Source organism: Streptococcus orisratti DSM 15617, from assembly GCF_000380105.1.
Taxonomy (GTDB): Bacteria; Bacillota; Bacilli; order Lactobacillales; family Streptococcaceae; genus Streptococcus; species Streptococcus orisratti.
This window is the reverse complement of sequence record NZ_KB904526.1, coordinates 24,623-43,987: the sequence shown is the minus strand read 5'-3', so window position 1 is coordinate 43,987 and position 19,365 is coordinate 24,623. Positions and strand designations below refer to the sequence as shown.

General features: G+C 39.8%; 16 protein-coding genes, 1 pseudogene and 1 other annotated feature (1 of these 18 running past the window's edge). Of the genes and pseudogenes, 16 read left to right on the top strand and 1 reads right to left on the bottom strand.

The genetic code is table 11. The features are described 5' to 3' along the window. Window positions 1-17, bottom strand: a sequence feature (ribosomal protein L10 leader region); it reaches 118 nt to the left of the window's first position. Window positions 18-130: 113 nt separating this feature from the next. From A3I7_RS14940 to A3I7_RS0111605, 10 genes and pseudogenes are all read left to right on the top strand, one after another. Next, window positions 131-352: a restriction endonuclease subunit S gene (locus A3I7_RS14940; protein WP_169333814.1), complete on the top strand. Its 222-nt coding sequence runs from the start codon at window positions 131-133 to the stop codon at window positions 350-352. Between the two features lie 58 nt (window positions 353-410). After that, window positions 411-692, top strand: a complete 282-nt coding sequence (locus A3I7_RS13455) for a hypothetical protein (RefSeq protein ID WP_026217248.1) — start codon at window positions 411-413, stop codon at window positions 690-692. A gap of 350 nt (window positions 693-1,042) precedes the next feature. After that, complete coding sequence (locus A3I7_RS0111640) at window positions 1,043-1,606, top strand: TetR/AcrR family transcriptional regulator (RefSeq protein WP_018376916.1); 564 nt, start codon at window positions 1,043-1,045, stop codon at window positions 1,604-1,606. 123 nt (window positions 1,607-1,729) lie between these two features. After that, window positions 1,730-3,505 (top strand): oleate hydratase, encoded by a 1,776-nt coding sequence (locus A3I7_RS0111635; protein ID WP_018376915.1) that lies wholly within the window; start codon window positions 1,730-1,732, stop codon window positions 3,503-3,505. 76 nt (window positions 3,506-3,581) lie between these two features. Then, complete coding sequence (locus tag A3I7_RS0111630) at window positions 3,582-4,640, top strand: MmcQ/YjbR family DNA-binding protein (protein ID WP_018376914.1); 1,059 nt, start codon at window positions 3,582-3,584, stop codon at window positions 4,638-4,640. Continuing rightward, window positions 4,633-5,067 carry a GNAT family N-acetyltransferase gene (locus tag A3I7_RS0111625; RefSeq protein ID WP_018376913.1) on the top strand — a complete coding sequence of 145 codons (435 nt, stop codon included), beginning with the start codon at window positions 4,633-4,635 and terminating at the stop codon, window positions 5,065-5,067. Before A3I7_RS0111630 ends, A3I7_RS0111625 begins: the two co-directional genes overlap by 8 nt. A 122-nt stretch (window positions 5,068-5,189) precedes the next feature. Further along, window positions 5,190-6,182, top strand: a complete 993-nt coding sequence (gene asnA, locus A3I7_RS0111620; protein WP_018376912.1) for an aspartate--ammonia ligase — start codon at window positions 5,190-5,192, stop codon at window positions 6,180-6,182. 253 nt (window positions 6,183-6,435) lie between these two features. Then, a pseudogene (gene glnA / locus A3I7_RS13310) lies at window positions 6,436-7,782 on the top strand (type I glutamate--ammonia ligase). A 378-nt stretch (window positions 7,783-8,160) separates the two neighbouring features. Next, window positions 8,161-12,678: a glutamate synthase large subunit gene (gene gltB, locus A3I7_RS0111610; RefSeq protein ID WP_018376909.1), complete on the top strand. Its 4,518-nt coding sequence runs from the start codon at window positions 8,161-8,163 to the stop codon at window positions 12,676-12,678. 1 nt (window position 12,679) lies between these two features. Continuing rightward, on the top strand, window positions 12,680-14,119 hold the full coding sequence (locus A3I7_RS0111605; protein ID WP_018376908.1) for a glutamate synthase subunit beta: 1,440 nt from the start codon (window positions 12,680-12,682) through the stop codon (window positions 14,117-14,119). A gap of 105 nt (window positions 14,120-14,224) precedes the next feature. On the opposite strand, the gene A3I7_RS12935 is transcribed toward A3I7_RS0111605, so the two are convergent. Next, the gene (locus A3I7_RS12935) at window positions 14,225-15,178 is read right to left on the bottom strand and encodes a hypothetical protein (RefSeq protein ID WP_018376907.1); all 954 of its coding nucleotides are present in this window, start codon (window positions 15,176-15,178) and stop codon (window positions 14,225-14,227) included. Window positions 15,179-15,373: 195 nt separating this feature from the next. Between A3I7_RS12935 and rsmD the strand changes: the two genes are divergently transcribed. The 6 genes from rsmD (at window position 15,374) to A3I7_RS0111570 (ending at window position 19,214) form a co-directional block, all read left to right on the top strand. Next, window positions 15,374-15,913 carry a 16S rRNA (guanine(966)-N(2))-methyltransferase RsmD gene (gene rsmD, locus A3I7_RS0111595; protein ID WP_018376906.1) on the top strand — a complete coding sequence of 180 codons (540 nt, stop codon included), beginning with the start codon at window positions 15,374-15,376 and terminating at the stop codon, window positions 15,911-15,913. Continuing rightward, the gene (locus A3I7_RS0111590) at window positions 15,903-16,193 is read left to right on the top strand and encodes a hypothetical protein (RefSeq protein WP_018376905.1); all 291 of its coding nucleotides are present in this window, start codon (window positions 15,903-15,905) and stop codon (window positions 16,191-16,193) included. The genes rsmD and A3I7_RS0111590 overlap by 11 nt, the downstream gene beginning before the upstream one ends. Beyond that, window positions 16,190-16,681, top strand: coding sequence for a pantetheine-phosphate adenylyltransferase (gene coaD / locus A3I7_RS0111585; protein WP_018376904.1), 492 nt, complete (start codon window positions 16,190-16,192; stop codon window positions 16,679-16,681). The genes A3I7_RS0111590 and coaD overlap by 4 nt, the downstream gene beginning before the upstream one ends. Beyond that, window positions 16,623-17,747 carry a SepM family pheromone-processing serine protease gene (locus tag A3I7_RS0111580; protein ID WP_083907265.1) on the top strand — a complete coding sequence of 375 codons (1,125 nt, stop codon included), beginning with the start codon at window positions 16,623-16,625 and terminating at the stop codon, window positions 17,745-17,747. The genes coaD and A3I7_RS0111580 overlap by 59 nt, the downstream gene beginning before the upstream one ends. Window positions 17,748-17,863: 116 nt before the next feature. Then, complete coding sequence (locus tag A3I7_RS0111575) at window positions 17,864-18,106, top strand: DUF3923 family protein (protein ID WP_018376902.1); 243 nt, start codon at window positions 17,864-17,866, stop codon at window positions 18,104-18,106. A 97-nt stretch (window positions 18,107-18,203) separates the two neighbouring features. After that, window positions 18,204-19,214, top strand: coding sequence for a LacI family DNA-binding transcriptional regulator (locus A3I7_RS0111570; RefSeq protein WP_018376901.1), 1,011 nt, complete (start codon window positions 18,204-18,206; stop codon window positions 19,212-19,214). Window positions 19,215-19,365 lie beyond the last annotated feature (151 nt).

Here is a 19,365-nt window from a genome sequence, read left to right as displayed (position 1 = left end):
CAGTTCACACAGAACCATTTAGTAGTTTACCCTATTTTCATCCTTATGTCAATAATTTTTCTCAAAATTTGTAATCTAGTATTTTTCTAGTATTTTCTTTGGATGGTTGCCGTTTAAAGGCATAAACTCTGTGAATACATCACTAATAATAAGAAAATGTAAGTTTAAGTGTGATAATTTTACTGGTGTTGTTGGACAACAAAGGATTCCCAAAATATTTTTAGAAGATTTTCTATTCCCTATCCCACCAATTTCTGAACAACGACGAATCGCTAAACAAATCCAACACTATTTCAATCTTCTAGATATCATCAATCAAAACCAAGTAGAACTTCAACAATTATCAGAATAACTCCGACAAAAAGTTCTGGATGTGGCTATGCAAGGAAAGTTGGTCCCACAAGACCCCAATGATGAACCCGCTTCAGTTTTATTGGAAAAAAATTCGTGCAGAAAAGCAACGGTTCTTTGAGAAAGGGAAACTCAAGAAGAAAGGCTTAGTCGAAATTGAACCCGTTTTAACTGATGACAACACCTATTATGGGAAGGTTCCAATCAATTGGTGTACCCCATCTATACAAAATATTGGAGAAGTAGTCACGGGTAATACACCTTCGAAAAATATGAAGAGTATTACAATGGCAATTATCCATTCTTCAAACCAACTGATTTATTACAGGGAAAAAATTTGATTTTTGCAAGCGAAAGTTTAACTGAATTAGGTTGGAATGTTTCAAGGCATATACCGAAAGGAAGTATTTTAGTAAATTCAATCGGCAACATTGGTATGATTGGTCTTTTACAAGTAGATGGCACTTTTATACTCAATGAAAATCAAAAGTAGTCTAGGAAACGAAGCCGACGATAGAACTTGAGTTCATCAAGGCAAGTTGACAACGGATATTTTTGATTTTCGAAGAGTATTAATCAACAGATAAATGGAATAGCTCCTTAGCATTGTAAAAGTTACATCTTATAATCAAGTCTAATACTATGCTTGGCTTTACTTTTTGGTATAATAAAGGTATTGAAAGAGGAAACTATGGCACAAATAACGAAAAAAGCTTTGGAAGCGTCTTTGAAGCACCTGTTGCTGCAAAAGCCTTTACCCAAGATCACCATTCAGGATATTACGGATGACTGTGGGATTAGTCGGATGACTTTTTATTATCACTTCAAGGATATTTATGATTTGGTGGAGTGGTCTTGTGAGGAAGATGCGCAAAAGGCTCTTGGTGAAAATCGGCATTATGATAGCTGGGAGGAAGGGTTGCTGGATATTTTTAAAGCAGTCAGGGAAAATAAGCCTTTTATCCTTAATGTTTATCACTCGGTGAGTCGGGAGCAGATTGAAACCTATCTCTATCAGTTGACCTATCAGCTCATGATTGATGTGGTTGAGGAAAAGGCAGTTGGTTTACGCGTCAGCACTGAAGATAAGGACTTTATAGCAGACTTTTACAAGTATGCCCTAGTCGGGCTCATGTTGGATTGGATTAAAAAGGACATGAGAGAAGACCCTCAAGACTTGGTCAATCGTCTGGCCATCTTAGTGCATGGTAATATCGTAGTTGCTCTGCAACATTATGATACTAAAGGGAGATAGTTCTGCTTTTTATCAAATATGCTTAAATGATAAAAAAATTATCATTTAAGCTTTTTTGTTTATTGTTCTTAGGCAGGGAGGCTTTTACAATAGAGATAAATAAAAAAGATGAGAGGTATCAAGATGTATTATTCTAGTGGTAATTATGAAGCTTTTGCTCGTCCTCAAAAGCCAGCTGGTGTTGATCACAAATCAGCCTATATCATAGGCTCTGGCTTAGCCGCTCTTTCAGCTGCTTGCTTTCTTGTTCGTGATGGGCAAATGCCTGGTAAACAAGTCCATATCTTAGAAAAGGATCCGATTCCTGGTGGTGCCTGCGATGGTTATCAATACAGTGATATCGGTTATGTCATGCGGGGCGGCCGTGAGATGGACAATCATTTTGAATGCATGTGGGATCTTTTCCGCTCCATTCCTTCCATTGAAACGGATGGTGTCAGTGTCTTGGACGAATATTATTGGCTCAATAAAGCAGACCCTAACTATTCGCTCTGCCGTGCTACTGAAAAACAAGGTCAAGATGCACATACAGATAAGAAGTTTGGCTTGTCTGACAAGGCGGCTATGGAAATTATGAAACTCTTCTTCACACCTGATGAAGATCTTTATAACAAACGAATCAATGAAGTTTTTGATGATGAAGTTTTTGACTCTAATTTCTGGCTTTATTGGCGGACCATGTTTGCTTTTGAAAATTGGCATTCTGCTCTGGAGATGAAGCTTTATATCAAACGCTTTATTCACCATATCAGTGGTTTGCCTGATTTCACAGCTCTGCGCTTTACCCGCTACAATCAATACGAATCTATGATTTTGCCGATGGTTAAGTATCTGGAATCTTTTGGCGTTGTTTTCCATTACAATACCAAGGTGGTCAATGTCCTCTTTGACTGTCAAAAAGATAAGAAGGTTGCTAAAAAGATTGAAGTTATTCGTGATGGGCAAGAAGATAGCATTGACCTGACTGAAAATGATTTGGTCTTTATCACCAATGGCGGCTGTGTTGAAAATTCAAGTTACGGCAGCCAAGATAAGCCTGCTAGCTTTAATAAGGAAATTCGTCCAGGTGGTGGCTGGGATATGTGGCGGAAGATTGCGGCACAAGATGCTAGCTTTGGTCATCCAGACAAATTCTGTTATGACCCTGAACAATCTAACTGGATGAGTGCCACAGTAACCACAACTGATGATAAGATTCCAGCTTATATTCAAAAGATTTGTAAGCGAGACCCATTTTCAGGTAAGGTTGTTACAGGTGGAATTGTCACTGTCAAGGATTCAAGTTGGCTGATGAGCTGGACGGTTAACCGCCAACCACAGTTCAGAAATCAAGCTAAAAATGAATTAGTGGTTTGGGTTTATGGGCTATTTTCTGATAAGGAAGGCGACTATATCAAAAAAACAATGCGCGATTGCACCGGTCAGGAAATTTGTGCCGAATGGCTTTATCATATGGGCGTACCAGTAGCAGAAATTGATAATTTGTCGCGTCACAGTGCCAAAACTGTTCCTTGTATGATGCCTTACATAACAGCATTCTTTATGCCGCGTGAAAAAGGAGATCGCCCAAATGTCGTACCTGATGGCGCTCTTAACTTTGCCTTTTTAGGACAATTTGCGGAAACGCAGCGTGATACCATTTTTACTACAGAATACTCTATTCGGACAGGTATGGAAGCTGTTTACACCTTATTAGACATTGACCGTGGTGTCCCAGAAGTTTGGGGCAGCACCTATGATGTGCGTGACTTGCTTCATGCGACAGTTGCACTGCGTGATGGCAAGGCTATCACTGATATGAAGCTGAACTTTGTCGAAAAATTTATTCTTAAGCAAGCCCTTCGTAAGACAGAAGGGACAGATATTGAGAAACTCCTGAAACGTTACCATGTCGTTTAAAAAGAAAAGGAAGTTAAGAAGTCTATTCTGGCTTCCTTTTTTGTTATAATGGCTATAAGAGAAAGGAGGGGGTGACTTGAGTTCTTCTATATTTGCAAAAAAACGAATTTGTTTTGAAAAACTGTTGCCTTTTGGCTTTATTCAGTCGGAGAATGGCTACACTTACCATGAAACTATTTTAAATGGTGATTTTGAAGTGCGGATACAGGTCACATTTGACGGGCAAATAGCTAGTAAGGTCATGGATTCGGAATTAAATGAAGAGTATCTGGCTCTTTATGTTGAGCGTGCTAGTGGTAGCTTTGTCGGCCAAGTGCGTGAGGCCTATCTGGATGTTTTGGAGCGCATAGCTAGCAATTGCTGTCAAGCTCTGCCATTTTCCAACGACCAGGCCAACCGCCTAGCTGATTGGATTGCGAGTGAGTGGGGCGATCCCGTCGATTACCCTTTTGAGAAATATCCTCAGTATGCTTCCTATCGTGTTGGTGGTAAGTGGTATGCCTTGATTTTTCCACTTAAGTTGGAAAAGTTAGGATTTTCGGGGGCAATAGCAGAGCAGGAAGTTGAAGTGGTTAATCTCAAGGTTGAGCCAACTGAAATAGCAAATTTACTCAGTAAAGACGGCATTTTTCCTAGTTACCACATGTCCAAGAAGAGCTGGGTTTCGGTAGTGCTTGACGATAGTTTATCAGATGAAGAACTTTGGGAATTAGTTACCCAAAGTCGTAGTCTAGCTGCTCCTAATCTACTAGGTCGCAGCCAAGGGCCAAATTTCTGGCTGATTCCTGCTAATCCTAAGTATTATGACATTGATGCAGAGTTTACGGAAAATAAAATTATTGACTGGACTCAAAAAGCCTCCATCAAGAAGGGAGACTATGTGGGCATTTACATCACTGCACCTAGTCGGATGCTCCGCTATCTCTGCCGAGTCTTAGAAGCCGATACGGACAATAACGGCTACCGCAACCATCCAGACATCAAGAGACTCATGCGCATTGAGCTTATTCGACAGTTTGATGATGGCAAATTTCCGGCATCCGTTCTCGAAGAACTGGGTGTCAGTAATATCCGTGGACCGCGTCGCATGACCAAAGAACTCATTGAGAAAGTTGAGGAAACCCTAAATGATTAGATCGGCTCGTTTATCAGATGTCCAAGCGCTCTATGCCATTAACCGTGATAGTTTGGGCTATGATAGTGATATGTCAGCAACTAAGGCTCAGCTTGAGAAGCTTTTACAGGACTCTAATCACACCATTTTGGTAGCTGAAGAAAATGGTCACGTGGTCGGTTATGTGCATGCCCAGCTCTATGAAACACTGTATTTTAAACCTTTATGGAATCTAATGGCGCTAGCTGTATCTCAAGATTATCAAGGGAAAGGTTTTGGAGCAGCTCTTTTGTCGAAATTAGAAAAGTTGGCCCAGCGGTCCAATATCTCAGGTATCCGTGTTAATTCAGGTATATCTAGAAGGGGCGCTCATGCATTTTATAAAAAAATGGGTTATGTGGAAAGACCAGAACAAAAGAGATTTATAAAAAACTGGGACAAATGTTAGATTATATAACATAAAAGGTTCGAAATTGGCAGAAAAATTGCAAAAATTTTGAAAAAGGGGTTTTCTTTTGCTTTTGAAAGGTATATAATAGCCCTATCTTAATTTTTAAAGGAGGAGCAAACATGAAGAAAAGCTTTATTCATCAGCAACAGGAGATTTCTTTTGTCAAGAATACTTTTACACAATATTTGATTGACAAACTTGAAATTGTTGAAGTGCAAGGACCTATTCTTAGTCAGGTCGGGGATGGTATGCAAGATAATTTGAGTGGTATCGAAAATCCTGTTTCAGTGCACGTTAAACGCATTCCAGATGCTGAATTTGAAGTTGTTCATTCACTTGCTAAGTGGAAACGTCACACTTTGGCACGTTTTGGCTTCAATGAAGGAGAAGGGCTTTTCGTACACATGAAAGCTCTCCGACCAGACGAAGAGGATTTGGATCCCATCCACTCTATTTATGTGGATCAATGGGATTGGGAGAAAGTAATTCCTAATGGTCGTCGTGATATTACTTATTTGAAAGAAACAGTTGAACAAGTTTATAAAGCTATTCGATTGACAGAATTAGCAGTTGAAGCACGCTTTGATATTGAAGCTGTTTTGCCTAAAAAGATTACATTTATTCACACTGAAGAATTGGTTGAAAAATATCCAGATTTGACACCAAAAGAACGTGAAAATGCTGCTGCTAAAGAATTTGGAGCTATTTTCCTTATCGGTATTGGTGGCATTTTGCCAGATGGTGAACGCCACGATGGACGTGCACCTGACTATGATGACTGGACTTCAGAATCTGAAAATGGTTATCATGGTTTAAATGGTGATATTATCGTTTGGAACGAAGCGCTTGGTTCAGCGTTTGAATTATCATCTATGGGTATTCGTGTCGATGAGGAGGCGCTTAAACGCCAAGTCAAGATTACAGGTGACGAAGATCGTTTACAATTAGAATGGCATAAGGCTCTTCTTAATGGTCTATTCCCACTTACCATAGGTGGTGGTATCGGTCAATCTCGTATGGCAATGTTCTTGCTTCGTAAGAAACATATTGGTGAAGTACAATCTAGTGTTTGGCCAAAAGAAGTTCGTGAAACGTTTGATAACATTTTGTAAGCATACTTATTTAAAAGAATCAAGTTTTCTTGGTTCTTTTATTTTTTTGGAAATGATGTTACATTTTATAACATTTAGACTTGACAAAATATTCTGATAAGATTATAATGAATCTAGATAAGTTGAATTATTTGAATAATGTTCATGGATTTAAAGAAAATTCATCATAAATCAAAGATTTAACCTATAAAAAACATCAATTTCTGCACATTTCACATGTGTATTGGTATTTTTGTTAACAAAGGAGAACACCATGACACTTACTGCTGCTGATATCAAAAAAGATATTAAAGAAAAAAATGTTACCTTCTTACGTTTGATGTTTACAGACATCGCAGGAACATTGAAAAATGTTGAAATTCCAGCAACTGATGAACAACTTGAAAAAGTTTTATCAAACAAAGCTATGTTTGATGGCTCATCAATTGAAGGATTTGTTCGCATCAATGAATCAGATATGTTCTTGTACCCAGATCTTGATACTTGGACTGTTTTTCCTTGGGGTGGAGAAAACGGTGCTGTTGCTGGTTTGATTTGTGATGTTTATACTGCTGAAGGTGAACCTTTTGCAGGAGATCCACGTGGTAATCTAAAACGTGCATTGCATCATATGGAAGAAGTTGGTTTCAAATCATTCAACCTTGGTCCAGAACCTGAATTCTTCCTTTTCAAAATGGATGAAAAAGGTGAACCTACACTTGAAGTGAACGACCAAGGTGGTTACTTTGACCTTGCTCCTACAGATTTGGCTGATAATACACGTCGTGAAATCGTCAATGTTTTGACCCAAATGGGATTTGAAGTTGAAGCTAGTCACCACGAGGTAGCAGTAGGTCAACATGAAATCGACTTTAAGTACGCTAATGTTTTGAAAGCTTGTGATAATATCCAAATCTTCAAACTGGTTGTTAAGACTATTGCTCGTAAACATGGTCTTTATGCGACATTTATGGCTAAACCTAAATTCGGTATTAACGGTTCAGGTATGCACTGTAATATGTCTCTTTTTGATAAAGATGGTAAAAATGCTTTCTTTGACCCAGAAGACCCACGAGGAATGCAATTGTCAGAAACTGCCTATGATTTCCTTGGCGGTTTGATGAAACACGCTTACAACTATACCGCAATCATGAATCCAACTGTAAACTCATACAAGCGTTTGGTTCCTGGTTATGAAGCGCCAGTTTACATTGCTTGGGCTGGACGTAACCGTTCACCACTTATCCGCGTTCCTGCTTCACGTGGTATGGGGACACGCCTTTAACTTCGCTCAGTTGATCCAACAGCTAATCCTTATCTTGCTCTTGCCGTTCTTTTGGAAGCAGGTCTTGATGGTGTTGAAAATAAAATTGAAGCGCCAGCTCCAGTCGAAACAAATATTTATGTCATGACAGAAGATGAACGTAAGGCTGCAGGTATTAAAGACCTTCCTTCAACACTTCACAATGCGGTTAAAGCTCTTCAAGAAGATGAAGTTGTTAAGTCTGCACTTGGTGAACACATCTTTACTAACTTTGTTGAAGCTAAGAAGATTGAATGGTCAAGTTATGCTGCCTTTGTTTCACAATGGGAAATTGATAACTACCTCAACCTCTACTAAAAAATTTAACCTTGAGAGTGGAACGGTTGAGTAACCTTTGTGTTGAATGTTGACACAAACTCTGAGAGGTGAGGTCGGACTTGAGCCTATCCTCGCCAATCAGCAGATTTTCGTTGGTACCTAATGCTAATGAATCATTCAGGGGAAATCTTATATTGACTAAAGTTGATAGAATCTCCGTAACCACTGTGCCTCGCAAGTAAAATTACAAAATTACAAGAAGTTGGGTACATTTTGTCCCAACCTCTTTTAATTTTTATTCAGTAAAACGAAAAATATATAATAATAACTATTCTAAATAAGAAACTTGTGATATAATACAAAATGAAAATTCTGAATAATTTGACTATTTATTCTATAAATTGAGGAGAAAAAGCTATGAATGAAGATGCTTTGAAGGCTCAGCAGACGACTCTCTGGGAACCATCATTTGAATCAGATGCCTGTGGAATGGGATTTGTTGCACAGCTTGATGGTGAGCCTAGTCATACTCTGATTGACTATGCTCTGACCATGTTAACGCGGATGAATCATCGTGGTGGGACAGGCGCAGAACCTGATACTGGTGACGGTGCAGGAATGTTGTTGGCTATGCCAGATGAATTTTTCCAAGCAAAGGCTACCGAAGCCGGACTGGTTTTGCCATCAAAAGGAGACTATGCTGTTGCACAGCTTTATCTTCCACAAGATATTGAGGCAAAAAGCAGTCTTTTAGCTGCTGTTAAATCTGAAATTAAAAATGCAGGTTATCGTGTTCTGTTTACGCGAGATGTTCCTTTTAATTATGATAATTGCGGTCCTGCTGCACAAGAAATTATGCCTAGTTTTGTTCAATTGTTTATTAGTAAACCTTCTGATACTAAAGCTGGGCGAGCGTTTGAAGATAAACTCTTCCGTTTGCGTCGTCAACTAGAGAAGAGTTTTTCAGCGGATGAATTTTTCATTTGTTCTTTGTCTAGTAAAACGATTGTTTATAAGGGAATGTTGCATGCGTTTCAAGTTGGGCTTTTTTATCCTGATTTGACGGATGAGTTATTCAAGTCACATATCGCTCTGACACATTCACGCTTTTCAACAAATACTTTTCCATCTTGGGACCGCGCACAACCATTTCGTTTCTTAGCCCATAATGGTGAAATTAATACCCTACGTGGTGCTGAAAACTGGATGCACAGCCATCAAATTGAAGTTTATAATGAAGAAAATTCTGATTCAGCTAAACTAGAAAACTGCTTGGAATATCTTTATCGTCACGGACGTGATATTCCACAAAGTTTATTGATGATGGTGCCAGAAGCCTGGGGTGAGCAATCCGGTCTTTCTGACGAGTTGAAGGCTTTCTACGAATATGCTTCAAGTTTCGTGGCCCCTTGGGATGGACCAGCTGCCCTTGTTTTCACAGACGGAGATATGGTTGGTGCTCGTCTTGACCGTAATGGTCTCCGACCAAGTCGTTATTCATTAACTAAGGATAACTTTTTGATTTGTTCATCCGAATCAGGTGTTGTTGACTTAGAACCAAGTCGTGTTGTTGAAAAAGGTGTGCTTGGTCCTGGTAACATGATGTTGATTGATACGACTTCTGGTAAACTCATGAAAAATGAGGAAGTTAAGGCTTATTATTCAGCTCAATATCCTTATAAAAAATGGGTTGAAGAAAATATCGCCCATCTCAATGATTTTGAAGCAGTAGAAGTTAAAGAAGAGGTAGGTAACATCACAACCTTGTGGAAAACATATGGTTACACAGAGGAAGTGATTCGTACAGTTATTCTTCCTATGGCTGAAAGAGGAGAGGAACCTGTCATTTCTATGGGATTTGACAGCCCATTGGCTGTTTTGTCAAATAAAAATCAGTCCCTCTTTACTTTCTTCAAACAACAGTTTGCCCAAGTAACGAACCCGCCAATTGATGCTATTCGTGAAAAAATCGTAGTATCCACTAGTGTGTATTTGGGAGGAGATGGGAATTTTACTGTAGATGGTGCGGATAATTGTGTTAAGGTCAAAATTGATAGCCCAGTACTCTCTAATCAGGATTTTGCCAAACTGGCTCAGTTGACTGATGTCCGTTATAGTTCGACAACATTATCAACAGTTTATGATTTAGTTGAACCTAGCCGAAATCGTTTGCAACGTGCTCTGGAAAATCTTTTCAAAGCAGCAGAAAAAGCAGTAGATAACGGTAGCAAAATCATCATTTTATCAGACCGTGGTGTCAAGGAGGGGCAGTCTGCTATTCCAATCCTGTTAGCTGTATCTGGCTTGAATAACTATATGGTTGTCAAAGGAAAAGCTAGCCAGTTCTCAATTGTTGTTGATACAGCTGAAGCGACTGAAGTTCACCACTTTGCGACCTTGGTTGGCTATGGCGCAGCGGCTATCCATCCTTATGGTGCGTATGCGACACTTGCAGACTATGGCAAGGATGAAACAGCATATGAAAAATATCGGAAAGCAGCAGAAAAAGGTATCGTAAAAGTCATGAGTCGTATGGGAATCTCAACCATTCTTGGTTATAAGGGAGCCCAATTATTTGAAGCCGTTGGTCTGTCTGATGCTGTTGTGAACCAATACTTTACAGGAACGGTGACTCGCATTGGCGGTTTATCACTTGACCAAATCGAAGCAGAATACCTGCAGCGTATTGAGGACGCCTTTGGTGCAAGACGTGATGACTATCTTCAGAGCGGTGGCAGTTACCAATTTAAAGCGGATGGTGAATATCATCTCTTCAATCCACAGACTATTTATAATTTCCAACAAGCAGTTCGTAGAGGGGATTATAACCTCTTCAAGACTTATACTACTGAGCTGGATAAAGAAGCACTTGAGCATCCAACGACGCTTCGTTCTATTTGGGAATTTCATTCTAACCGTCCTAGAGTTGACCTTTCAGAAGTTGAACCAGCTGAAAGTATAGTCAAACGCTTTAAGGTTGGTGCCATGAGTTTTGGTTCTCTATCAAAAGAGGCACATGAAACTATTGCAGAAGCCATGAACCGTATTGGTGCTAAATCCAACTCTGGTGAAGGTGGCGAAAACCGAAATCGTTTCAAAGTTCAACCTGATGGTCGTAATCTCAATTCTAAAATCAAACAAGTGGCATCTGGTCGTTTTGGTGTCAATGCTGAATACCTCATGTCTGCTGAAGAACTACAAATTAAGTTGGCTCAGGGTGCGAAACCTGGTGAAGGTGGTCAACTTCCTGGACAAAAAGTATTCCCTTGGGTTGCTGAAATCCGTGGTGCAACGCCTGGTGTTCGCTTGATTTCCCCACCACCGCACCATGATATTTATTCAATTGAAGATTTGGCACAGCTGATTTATGACCTCAAAGCTATCAATCCTTATGCTAAAATTAATGTTAAACTGGTATCAAGCACGGGTGTTGGTACCATTGCAACGGGTTGTGTGAAAGCTGGCGCTGACAAGGTTGTTATCTCTGGATATGATGGTGGTACAGGGGCTTCGCCTCGTAACTCTGTTCGCGATGCTGGTCTCCCTTGGGAAATGGGGCTGGCTGAAGCACATCAAACGCTGTCACTCAACCGTCTTCGTCAACGTATGACACTTGAAACAGATGGTAAACTTATGACAGGCCGTGATGTAGCGGTAGCGGCACTTCTTGGAGCTGAAGAATATTCGTTTGCTAGTTTGGCTCTTGTATCAGTAGGTTGTGTTATGATGCGAGTTTGCTCGCTCAACACTTGTCCAGTTGGTGTTGCGACTCAAAATCCTGACTTGCGGAAGCATTTTGCTGGTAAGCCTGAACATGTCATCAATATGATGTTCTTTATGGCAGAAGAACTGCGCGAATATATGGCAGAACTTGGTTTCCGCTCTGTAGATGAAATGGTTGGACATTCTGAAATCCTCAAGGCTAAATTCATTCCAAAAGGAAAGGCGAAGTCACTAGATTTCTCTCGTATTTTGGGTACAGCCTATCCAATTGAACGCAAGACAGAGGACCCATTTGCTGACCCACGTCAGTGGAGGGAATTAGATGGTTTTGCAGCGGCAGCTATTGACAGTGAAACTAGCGTGACTATCAAGGAAAGTATCAATAATGTGCAACGTGCTGTTGGTGCCCGTATGGCTGGATGGATGGCAGAACGTTATGGTAATGACACTGTTGAACCAGGACTCATCAAGTATGAATACACTGGTATTGCTGGTCAATCATTTGCAAGCTTTATTACACAAGGGATGGAATTAACTCTCATTGGAGAAGCTAATGACTATATTGCCAAGTCCATGTCTGGTGGCCGTCTCATCGTAAAACCACCACATGATGCTGGTTATGATATTGAAAATTCTCCTATTGTTGGAAACGTATCACTATTTGGTGCAGTCAATGGAGAAGCTTACTTCGCTGGCCGTGCGGGAGAGCGTTTCTGTGTACGTAACTCTGGTGCCAAGGTTGTGGTTGAAGGTGTTGGTGCACATGGTTGTGAATACATGACTGGTGGTGTTGCGGTTATCCTTGGAACAACAGGACGAAACTTTGCGGCTGGTATGTCTGGTGGTGTTGCCTACGTCTATGATGTTAATGGTGATTTTGCTGAAAAAGTTAACACTGAAATGGTTGACCTTTACAAAGTCGGTGAAACACGTGGTGATGATGTTCTTGTTGATATGATTCAAAAACATTACGAATATACAGGCAGTGCCAAGGCTAAGCGTCTTTTGGATAATTGGGCTAATGAAGTTGGTAAGTTTATCAAGGTTTACCCAACTGAATTCCATGAAATCAACAATATTGAACATGCTCTCGCCAATCGTGGTCTTGAAGGTGATGAACTTGAACTACGTACCTTTGAGATTGCTACAGGTGGTGCGGAAACAGCTGCCGAGAAAGAAGAGCTTCTCGCAACAGTAACAGGAGGAAAATAAGATGGCAGACCCATTTGGATTTTTGAAATATGAACGTAAGGACAATCCTTACCGTCCTGTTGCCGAGCGCATTTTGGACTTTGAAGAATTACAAACACCACTATCAGAAGAGGAACGTCAAAAGCAAGCTGCACGTTGTATGGCTTGTGGAATTCCTTTCTGCCATTCAGGTGCCTTTTATGGTGGAGGCCGAGCCGTATCAGGATGCCCTAACGACAACCTGATTCCTGAGTGGAATGATTTGGTTTACAAAGGAGACTTCAAGCGTGCCTTTGAGCGATTGAGCCGTACCAACCCACTTCCTGAGATGACAGGTCGTGTCTGTCCTGCACCATGTGAAAAAGGGTGTACAGAAGGATTAAATGGCTCAGGTGTTACCATTCATGACAATGAACGTTTTATCATTGATACTGCTTTTGAAAATGGTTGGGTCGAAGAATCGGGTCGTCCTTCTCAGCGTACAGGCTTTAAAATTGCTGTGGTTGGTTCAGGTCCGGCTGGCTTATCGGCAGCATGGAGACTTAATAAACTTGGTCATAGTGTGACTGTTTATGAGCGTAGTGACCGATTTGGTGGTCTTCTCATGTACGGTATCCCAAATATGAAATTGGATAAGGAGATTGTTCAACGTCGTATTGATGTCATGTCTAAGTTGGGAGTTAACTTTGTCGCAAATACTGAAATTGGTCGCGATATTACTGCTGACGAACTTTTGGAGCAATATGATCGTGTGATTTTAGCAACTGGTGCTAGTGTGCCTCGTGATTTGGAAGTTCCGGGCCGTCACCTTAGTGGTGTTCGTTTCGCTGTTGATTTCTTAACAGAGACAACAAAAAATGTTCTTGCTTCAGGCAATAAAAAACTTGGTCGCACCTTGGAAGGTAAGCACGTTCTTGTTATCGGTGGCGGAGATACTGGTAATGACTGTATCGGAACTGCTGTCCGTTTGGGAGCGGCTAGTGTCAAGCAATTGGAAATCACTCCAGAACCACCAGTAAAACGATTGCCAACTAACCCTTGGCCACAATATCCTATGGTTAAGCGTACAGGTTATGGTCAAGAAGAAGCCGACTATGTTCAAGATACAGAACTGACAGTTTATGCAACCTCAACAACTGAGTTTATTGGTGCTGATCGAGGGCAAGTTATTGCTGCTAAAACTGTTAAAGTTGGTCCAGGGTTTAAGCCGATTGAAGGAACAGAAGAAGTTATCAAGGCTGATCTTGTTCTTCTTGCTATGGGCTTCACTGGAGCTGAAACATCATTATTTGAACAATTTGGAGTTCAAAGTGTTTATGATGATTACTCAACTAATAATAATCAAGTCTTTGTAGCTGGAGATGCACGCCGTGGACCAAGTCTTGTTATTTGGGGGATCCGTGAGGGGCGTAAGACAGCTGAGAAAATTGATCAAGAGCTACGAGTGATGGTAGCACAATAGAAGAAATCAGAGATTTCTGGACTATTTTTATAGTTTTCTAGAGTTCAAAAAAGTCCTCGCGTATTAACGCGGGGATTTTTTGGATATTTATGTCGGGCTAATATTTTACCAAGGTAGACCAGCGGCTGCAATTTCAGCTTTTGATGCATATTGACCATTTGATCTATGCCATCTTCCCCGAGAGTCTCTTTTATACCCACCAGTATTTTGTTGCTGTGCCGCCGCTGCTGCCTGTTGTTCTGCTGCTTGCTGTGCTTGAGCTTCACGAGTGTCAATGGCGTTGGTGACAGCGGTAATACGTGTATTGAAGGCATCCTTCTTGGTTGTGTCTGTTACGGCATTAACTTTATTTTGTGCATCAGCGATATTTTCACGAACCTGATTATTTTCGAGATTTTTTACGGCTGCTTCTGCCGCATTCTCTGCTTCCCTAGTTTCAATAGCCTGAACAACAGCATTGATTCGTTTGGTAAATCCATCTTTAACAGTGGTTGAAGTGACTGCATCAGTCTTGGTTTGAGCATCAGCTATGTTATCACGAATCTGGCTATTTTCAAGATTTTTGATGGCAGTCTCTGCTGCAGCAATAGCCTCTTCCTCAGCAGTAATAGCTCTGGAAACAGTCTCAATTCGCTTGTTGAGTTCGCTTTGTAAAGTCTTAGACTTGAGAGCAGCTACTTTATCATGAGCTTCTTTTATATTACTACGGACTTGATTCTTTTCGAGGTAGTCAACTGCTGTCTTTGCTTCGGTGATAAGGATGGTTTGCTCAACTTTGGCAATCCGTTTTTTTAAGAGCGTTTTAGTCTTTTTAACTTTGACTTTCTTAACGCTTTTCTTAGCATTTTTTAGATTGTCTCTTGTAGGATTGTTTTCGAGATTTTTGACTGCTTTTTTAGCTTTATTGACAGCACTCTTTTTGTTGGAGTGAGTCGTTGCGGAAACAACACTAATTTGTTGGTTAGTTACAGAAGTAGACTGAATAACTGAATTAATTGTTGGGGATTGAAGTGACATTAATATTAGCACTAACCCAGTAAACCATTTCACCTTTTTCATAATAATCCTCCTCTAAAAAACTTTAAATAGTGAAATAATATAAAATTATTATATCAATTTGCAATGAATTTGTAAACGTTTTCCTAATGCTTTCTCAATGACGTTTATGATTGGGGGTACTTTTTTGCATGCTATTGTTTCGGAAAAAATGATGTTTCATTTTCAGCTTCTCCAATTTCTGCTATAATAGTCTTTATGAGAGTTGTAGCAGGTAAATTTGGTGGGCGTCCTCTGAAGACGCTAGAGGGAAGGACGACGCGTCCGACAACTGATAAGGTTAAGGGGGCCATTTATAATATGATTGGTCCATTCTTTGATGGGGGACGTGTGTTAGATTTGTATTCTGGCAGCGGTAGCCTAGCTATTGAGGCTATTTCACGAGGTATGGATGAAGCTGTATTGGTCGAGCGTGACCGGCGTGCGCAAGCTATTATCCAAGAAAATATCAAGATGACCAAAAGCGAGAGACAGTTTAAGCTTCTTAAGATGGAGGCCAACCGTGCGCTAGATCAGCTTTTGAGTCAGTTTGACTTGGTGCTGTTAGACCCACCCTATGCCAAGGAAGAAATCGTTAAAACTATTGAGATGCTAGATGCGCGTGGGCTCCTCTCGGATCATGTGATGATTGTCTGTGAAACAGATAAGTCGGTGGGCTTACCTGAAGAGATTGCCAGCGTTGGAATCTGGAAACAGAAGGTCTATGGAATTAGCAAGGTGACAGTTTATGTTAAGTAATAGTGATTGGTTTTTGTTGATTTTAGTGTTACTAACGGCCATCGTTAAACTAGGTGCGGCTCGCGTTGTTGCTAGCAAGCGTCGTCTCAAAGTGGAGTCTGGTGAAGATGTACCAGCTATGACAGTAACTTGGAACAAGGGTTATTTGGTGGTATCGGGTCTTTTCGCAATATTGGCTGTGCTCAATTGGCTTGGTAAGGGGAGTTCTGGAACACCTCTGGTTCCGCTATTTGCTGCGCTAGTTTATCTTGGACTGGCTAGAGAGAAGGTCGAAGTATGACAATTGGACTTTTTGCGGGATCCTTTGATCCGGTGACCAATGGGCATGTGGATATCATCAAGCGTGCTAGTTGCCTTTTCGATATGCTATATGTTGGAATTTTTTACAATAAGGATAAAAAAGGTCTTTTTAGCATTGAGCAGCGTCAGCGGATGTTGACTGAGGCTTTGGCAGATTTGGAAAATGTCCAGATTATAACAGCGCATGATGTTTTAGCGGTTACTGTCGCTAAGCAAGTTGGGGCGACGCATCTGGTTCGAGGCTTACGCGGTTCAGAGGATATTGACTTGGAAGCTCGTCTTGATTTTTACAATCATGAATTAGCACCCGAGTTAGAGACGGTTTACCTAATGACCATGTTAGAATGGAAGTATGTTAGTTCAACACATGTTCGCGAACTTATTTATTTTAAGACTGATATCAGTAAGTATGTTCCTGAAAGTGTCGTCAAAGAAGTGGAGGAAACATTTGGAAACAAAGACAATTAAAAAACATCCTTTAAAAAAAATCGGTCACTTTTTAAATCGCTTTAAATGGTGGCTCTTGTCGCTCTTGGTTGTTTTTATCATTTTTAGCCTTTTTGTCCCTTTACCATATTATATGGAATCGCCTGGGGGAGCTTATGATATTCGCAGTGTGTTAACCGTTGGCAAAGATGAGGATAAGGAAAAAGGTTCTTATAATTTTGTAGCAGTGACTGTCAGTCGTGCTACCCTTGCTCAGATTATTTATGCTTGGGCTACGCCTTTTACTGAAATTATTAGTGCTGAAGAGATGACCGGTGGAACTAGTGACGAAGACTATCTACGCATTAATGATTATTATATGCAAAGTTCTCAAAATACGGCAACCTATCAAGCTTTGCAATTGGCTGGAGAAAAAGCAAAATTAGATTACAAGGGTGTGTATGTCCTAAGTATCAGCGAGGATTCTACTTTTAAGGATAGTTTACACATTGCTGATACGGTAACTGGAGTTAATGATAAGACTTTCAGCAGTTCAAAAGAACTGATAGCATATGTGTCTAGTTTGAAATTAGGCTCTAAAGTGACTGTTCAATATACCTCTGATGATAAGAAAAAAGAAGCTAAAGGTAAAATTATCAAGCTAGAAAATGGTAAGAATGGTATCGGAATTGGTCTAGTAGATCATACTGAGGTTGATTCGGATGTCAATATTGATTTTTCAACAGAAGGCGTGGGTGGTCCAAGTGCAGGATTGATGTTTACCCTTGATATTTATGACCAGTTGGTAGGTACTGATTTGCGTAAGGGTCGCATTATTGCTGGGACAGGGACGATTGAGGCAGATGGTTCTGTTGGAGATATCGGTGGTGCAGGACTCAAAGTGGTTTCGGCAGCAGAATCTGGTGCGGAAATTTTCTTTGTTCCAAATAATCCAGTGGATGAAGCAACACTAAAAGCAAATCCTGATGCTCAAACAAACTATCAAGAAGCACTGGCTGCTGCTAAAAAAATTGGGACAAAAATGAAAATTGTTCCTGTCACGACTGCTCAAGAGGCTATTGACTACTTAAAGAAAACAGGAAATTAAGAAAACTTGCCAGAGAAACTTCTTTGGCAAGTTTTATAACTTTCTGGTTAATTTTTTCTTAAGCTTTCCTTGTTAATCTATATAGTGAAAATGAAGTAATCTAAAAGGTGGTTAGAATGACTTGGAAAAAACGTTTACTTATAGGATTGCGACTCGCCTTGCTCATGATTTATTTAGATGGTGCTTTTTTAATCTACATTCGATCGGTTGATGGCAATGGTATCTATCAGACTGCAAAAATGAAATGGTTATCATTATTGCTCTGGTCACTCTGTTGTATTTTGCTTTGGTTAGTACAGGAAATTATCAGTTTTATTTTGAAAATGAGAACCTATAAGCGAGGAGAGGACTTGAGGTGAAGAGAATAGCATGAGATAATTTTTCCAAAAAAATTTTCAAGATACTAGAAAACGATTTCAAATCATGATAGAATAGAACAAATAATGGAGGAATGAAATGAAAAACAATAGGACATCGGTAACGATGAAAGATGTTGCCACTTTAGCTGGAGTAAGTGTTGGTACGGTTTCTCGTGTGATAAATCATGAACATGGAATTAAAGAAGTGACTTTGAAAAAAGTTAATCAAGCTATTGAGGAATTAAATTATATTCCAGATGCTTATGCTCGAGGGATGAAAAAAAATAAAACAGAAACAGTTGCTATAATCGTTCCTACTATCTGGCATCCTTTTTTTTCAGAGTTTGCTTTCTACGTTGAAAGGGAACTGAGTCGCCTTAATTATAAATTGTTATTATGTAACATTGCAGGTGGTAAGGGAGAGATTGAATATATCAAGATGCTTCAAGAAAATAAAGTTGATGGGATTATAGCAATTACCTATAGCCCGATTGAAGATTATCTGGCAACTAATATCCCTTTTGTTAGTATTGATCGAACCTATACTGATAAAAATATTCCTTGTGTAACATCTGATAATAAGTCAGGTGCAGAATTAGCGGCGAAGAAATTAATTGAGAAGGGATGTAAAGAATTTGCTTTTGTTGGTGGACACAATGATACTGTTAATGAAACGAAAAATCGTCGTTACTATTTTGAGGCATATCTAAAATCACAAAAACAAACTTATCATATCTTTGATTTTGAAGAGAACTCGGGTGATTTTCAGATTCAGCTTAGGGAGTTTTTGGAAAAATATCCAACGATAGATGGTGTTTTTGCAATCAATGATTTCACAGCTTTAGATGTTATTCGCATACTAGAAAAACTGGGGAAAAGAACGCCAGAAGATGTACAAGTTATTGGTTACGATGGAATTCGTCAGGCAGAGGAGAGAGAGTACCCAGTTACCACTATGAAACAACCATTAAAAGAGATGGCAAAAGAGGCTGTTCGAATTTTAATGAGTATCATTGCTAATCAGCCATACAAGTTACAGGTAACTTTACCAATAACTTATATTGAAGGTCCGACAACAAAAAATGAAAAAAGTAAAAATTTATATTGACAGAAAACGCTATCAATGTTATTATACTTGTGTAGGTAAGTGATTTTACTTTTTTTTAAAAGCAAAAAATGAAACGTTTCAAAAAATAAAGGGTAATGAGCTATTCTCCTAGTGAATGCTACTTTACCCTAAATAATAACTTTAAAAATGA

Bases quoted from the DNA above. Each gene is read 5' to 3' on its own strand.
- A3I7_RS13455 (WP_026217248.1), top strand. From the start codon at position 411: ATGATGAACCCGCTTCAGTTTTATTGGAAAAAAATTCGTGCAGAAAAG.
- A3I7_RS0111640 (WP_018376916.1), top strand. From the start codon at position 1,043: ATGGCACAAATAACGAAAAAAGCTTTGGAAGCGTCTTTGAAGCACCTG.
- A3I7_RS0111635 (WP_018376915.1), top strand. From the start codon at position 1,730: ATGTATTATTCTAGTGGTAATTATGAAGCTTTTGCTCGTCCTCAAAAG.
- A3I7_RS0111625 (WP_018376913.1), top strand. From the start codon at position 4,633: ATGATTAGATCGGCTCGTTTATCAGATGTCCAAGCGCTCTATGCCATT.
- asnA (WP_018376912.1), top strand. From the start codon at position 5,190: ATGAAGAAAAGCTTTATTCATCAGCAACAGGAGATTTCTTTTGTCAAG.
- gltB (WP_018376909.1), top strand. From the start codon at position 8,161: ATGAATGAAGATGCTTTGAAGGCTCAGCAGACGACTCTCTGGGAACCA.
- A3I7_RS0111605 (WP_018376908.1), top strand. From the start codon at position 12,680: ATGGCAGACCCATTTGGATTTTTGAAATATGAACGTAAGGACAATCCT.
- A3I7_RS12935 (WP_018376907.1), bottom strand. From the start codon at position 15,178: ATGAAAAAGGTGAAATGGTTTACTGGGTTAGTGCTAATATTAATGTCA.
- rsmD (WP_018376906.1), top strand. From the start codon at position 15,374: ATGAGAGTTGTAGCAGGTAAATTTGGTGGGCGTCCTCTGAAGACGCTA.
- A3I7_RS0111590 (WP_018376905.1), top strand. From the start codon at position 15,903: ATGTTAAGTAATAGTGATTGGTTTTTGTTGATTTTAGTGTTACTAACG.
- coaD (WP_018376904.1), top strand. From the start codon at position 16,190: ATGACAATTGGACTTTTTGCGGGATCCTTTGATCCGGTGACCAATGGG.
- A3I7_RS0111580 (WP_083907265.1), top strand. From the start codon at position 16,623: ATGTTCCTGAAAGTGTCGTCAAAGAAGTGGAGGAAACATTTGGAAACA.
- A3I7_RS0111575 (WP_018376902.1), top strand. From the start codon at position 17,864: ATGACTTGGAAAAAACGTTTACTTATAGGATTGCGACTCGCCTTGCTC.
- A3I7_RS0111570 (WP_018376901.1), top strand. From the start codon at position 18,204: ATGAAAAACAATAGGACATCGGTAACGATGAAAGATGTTGCCACTTTA.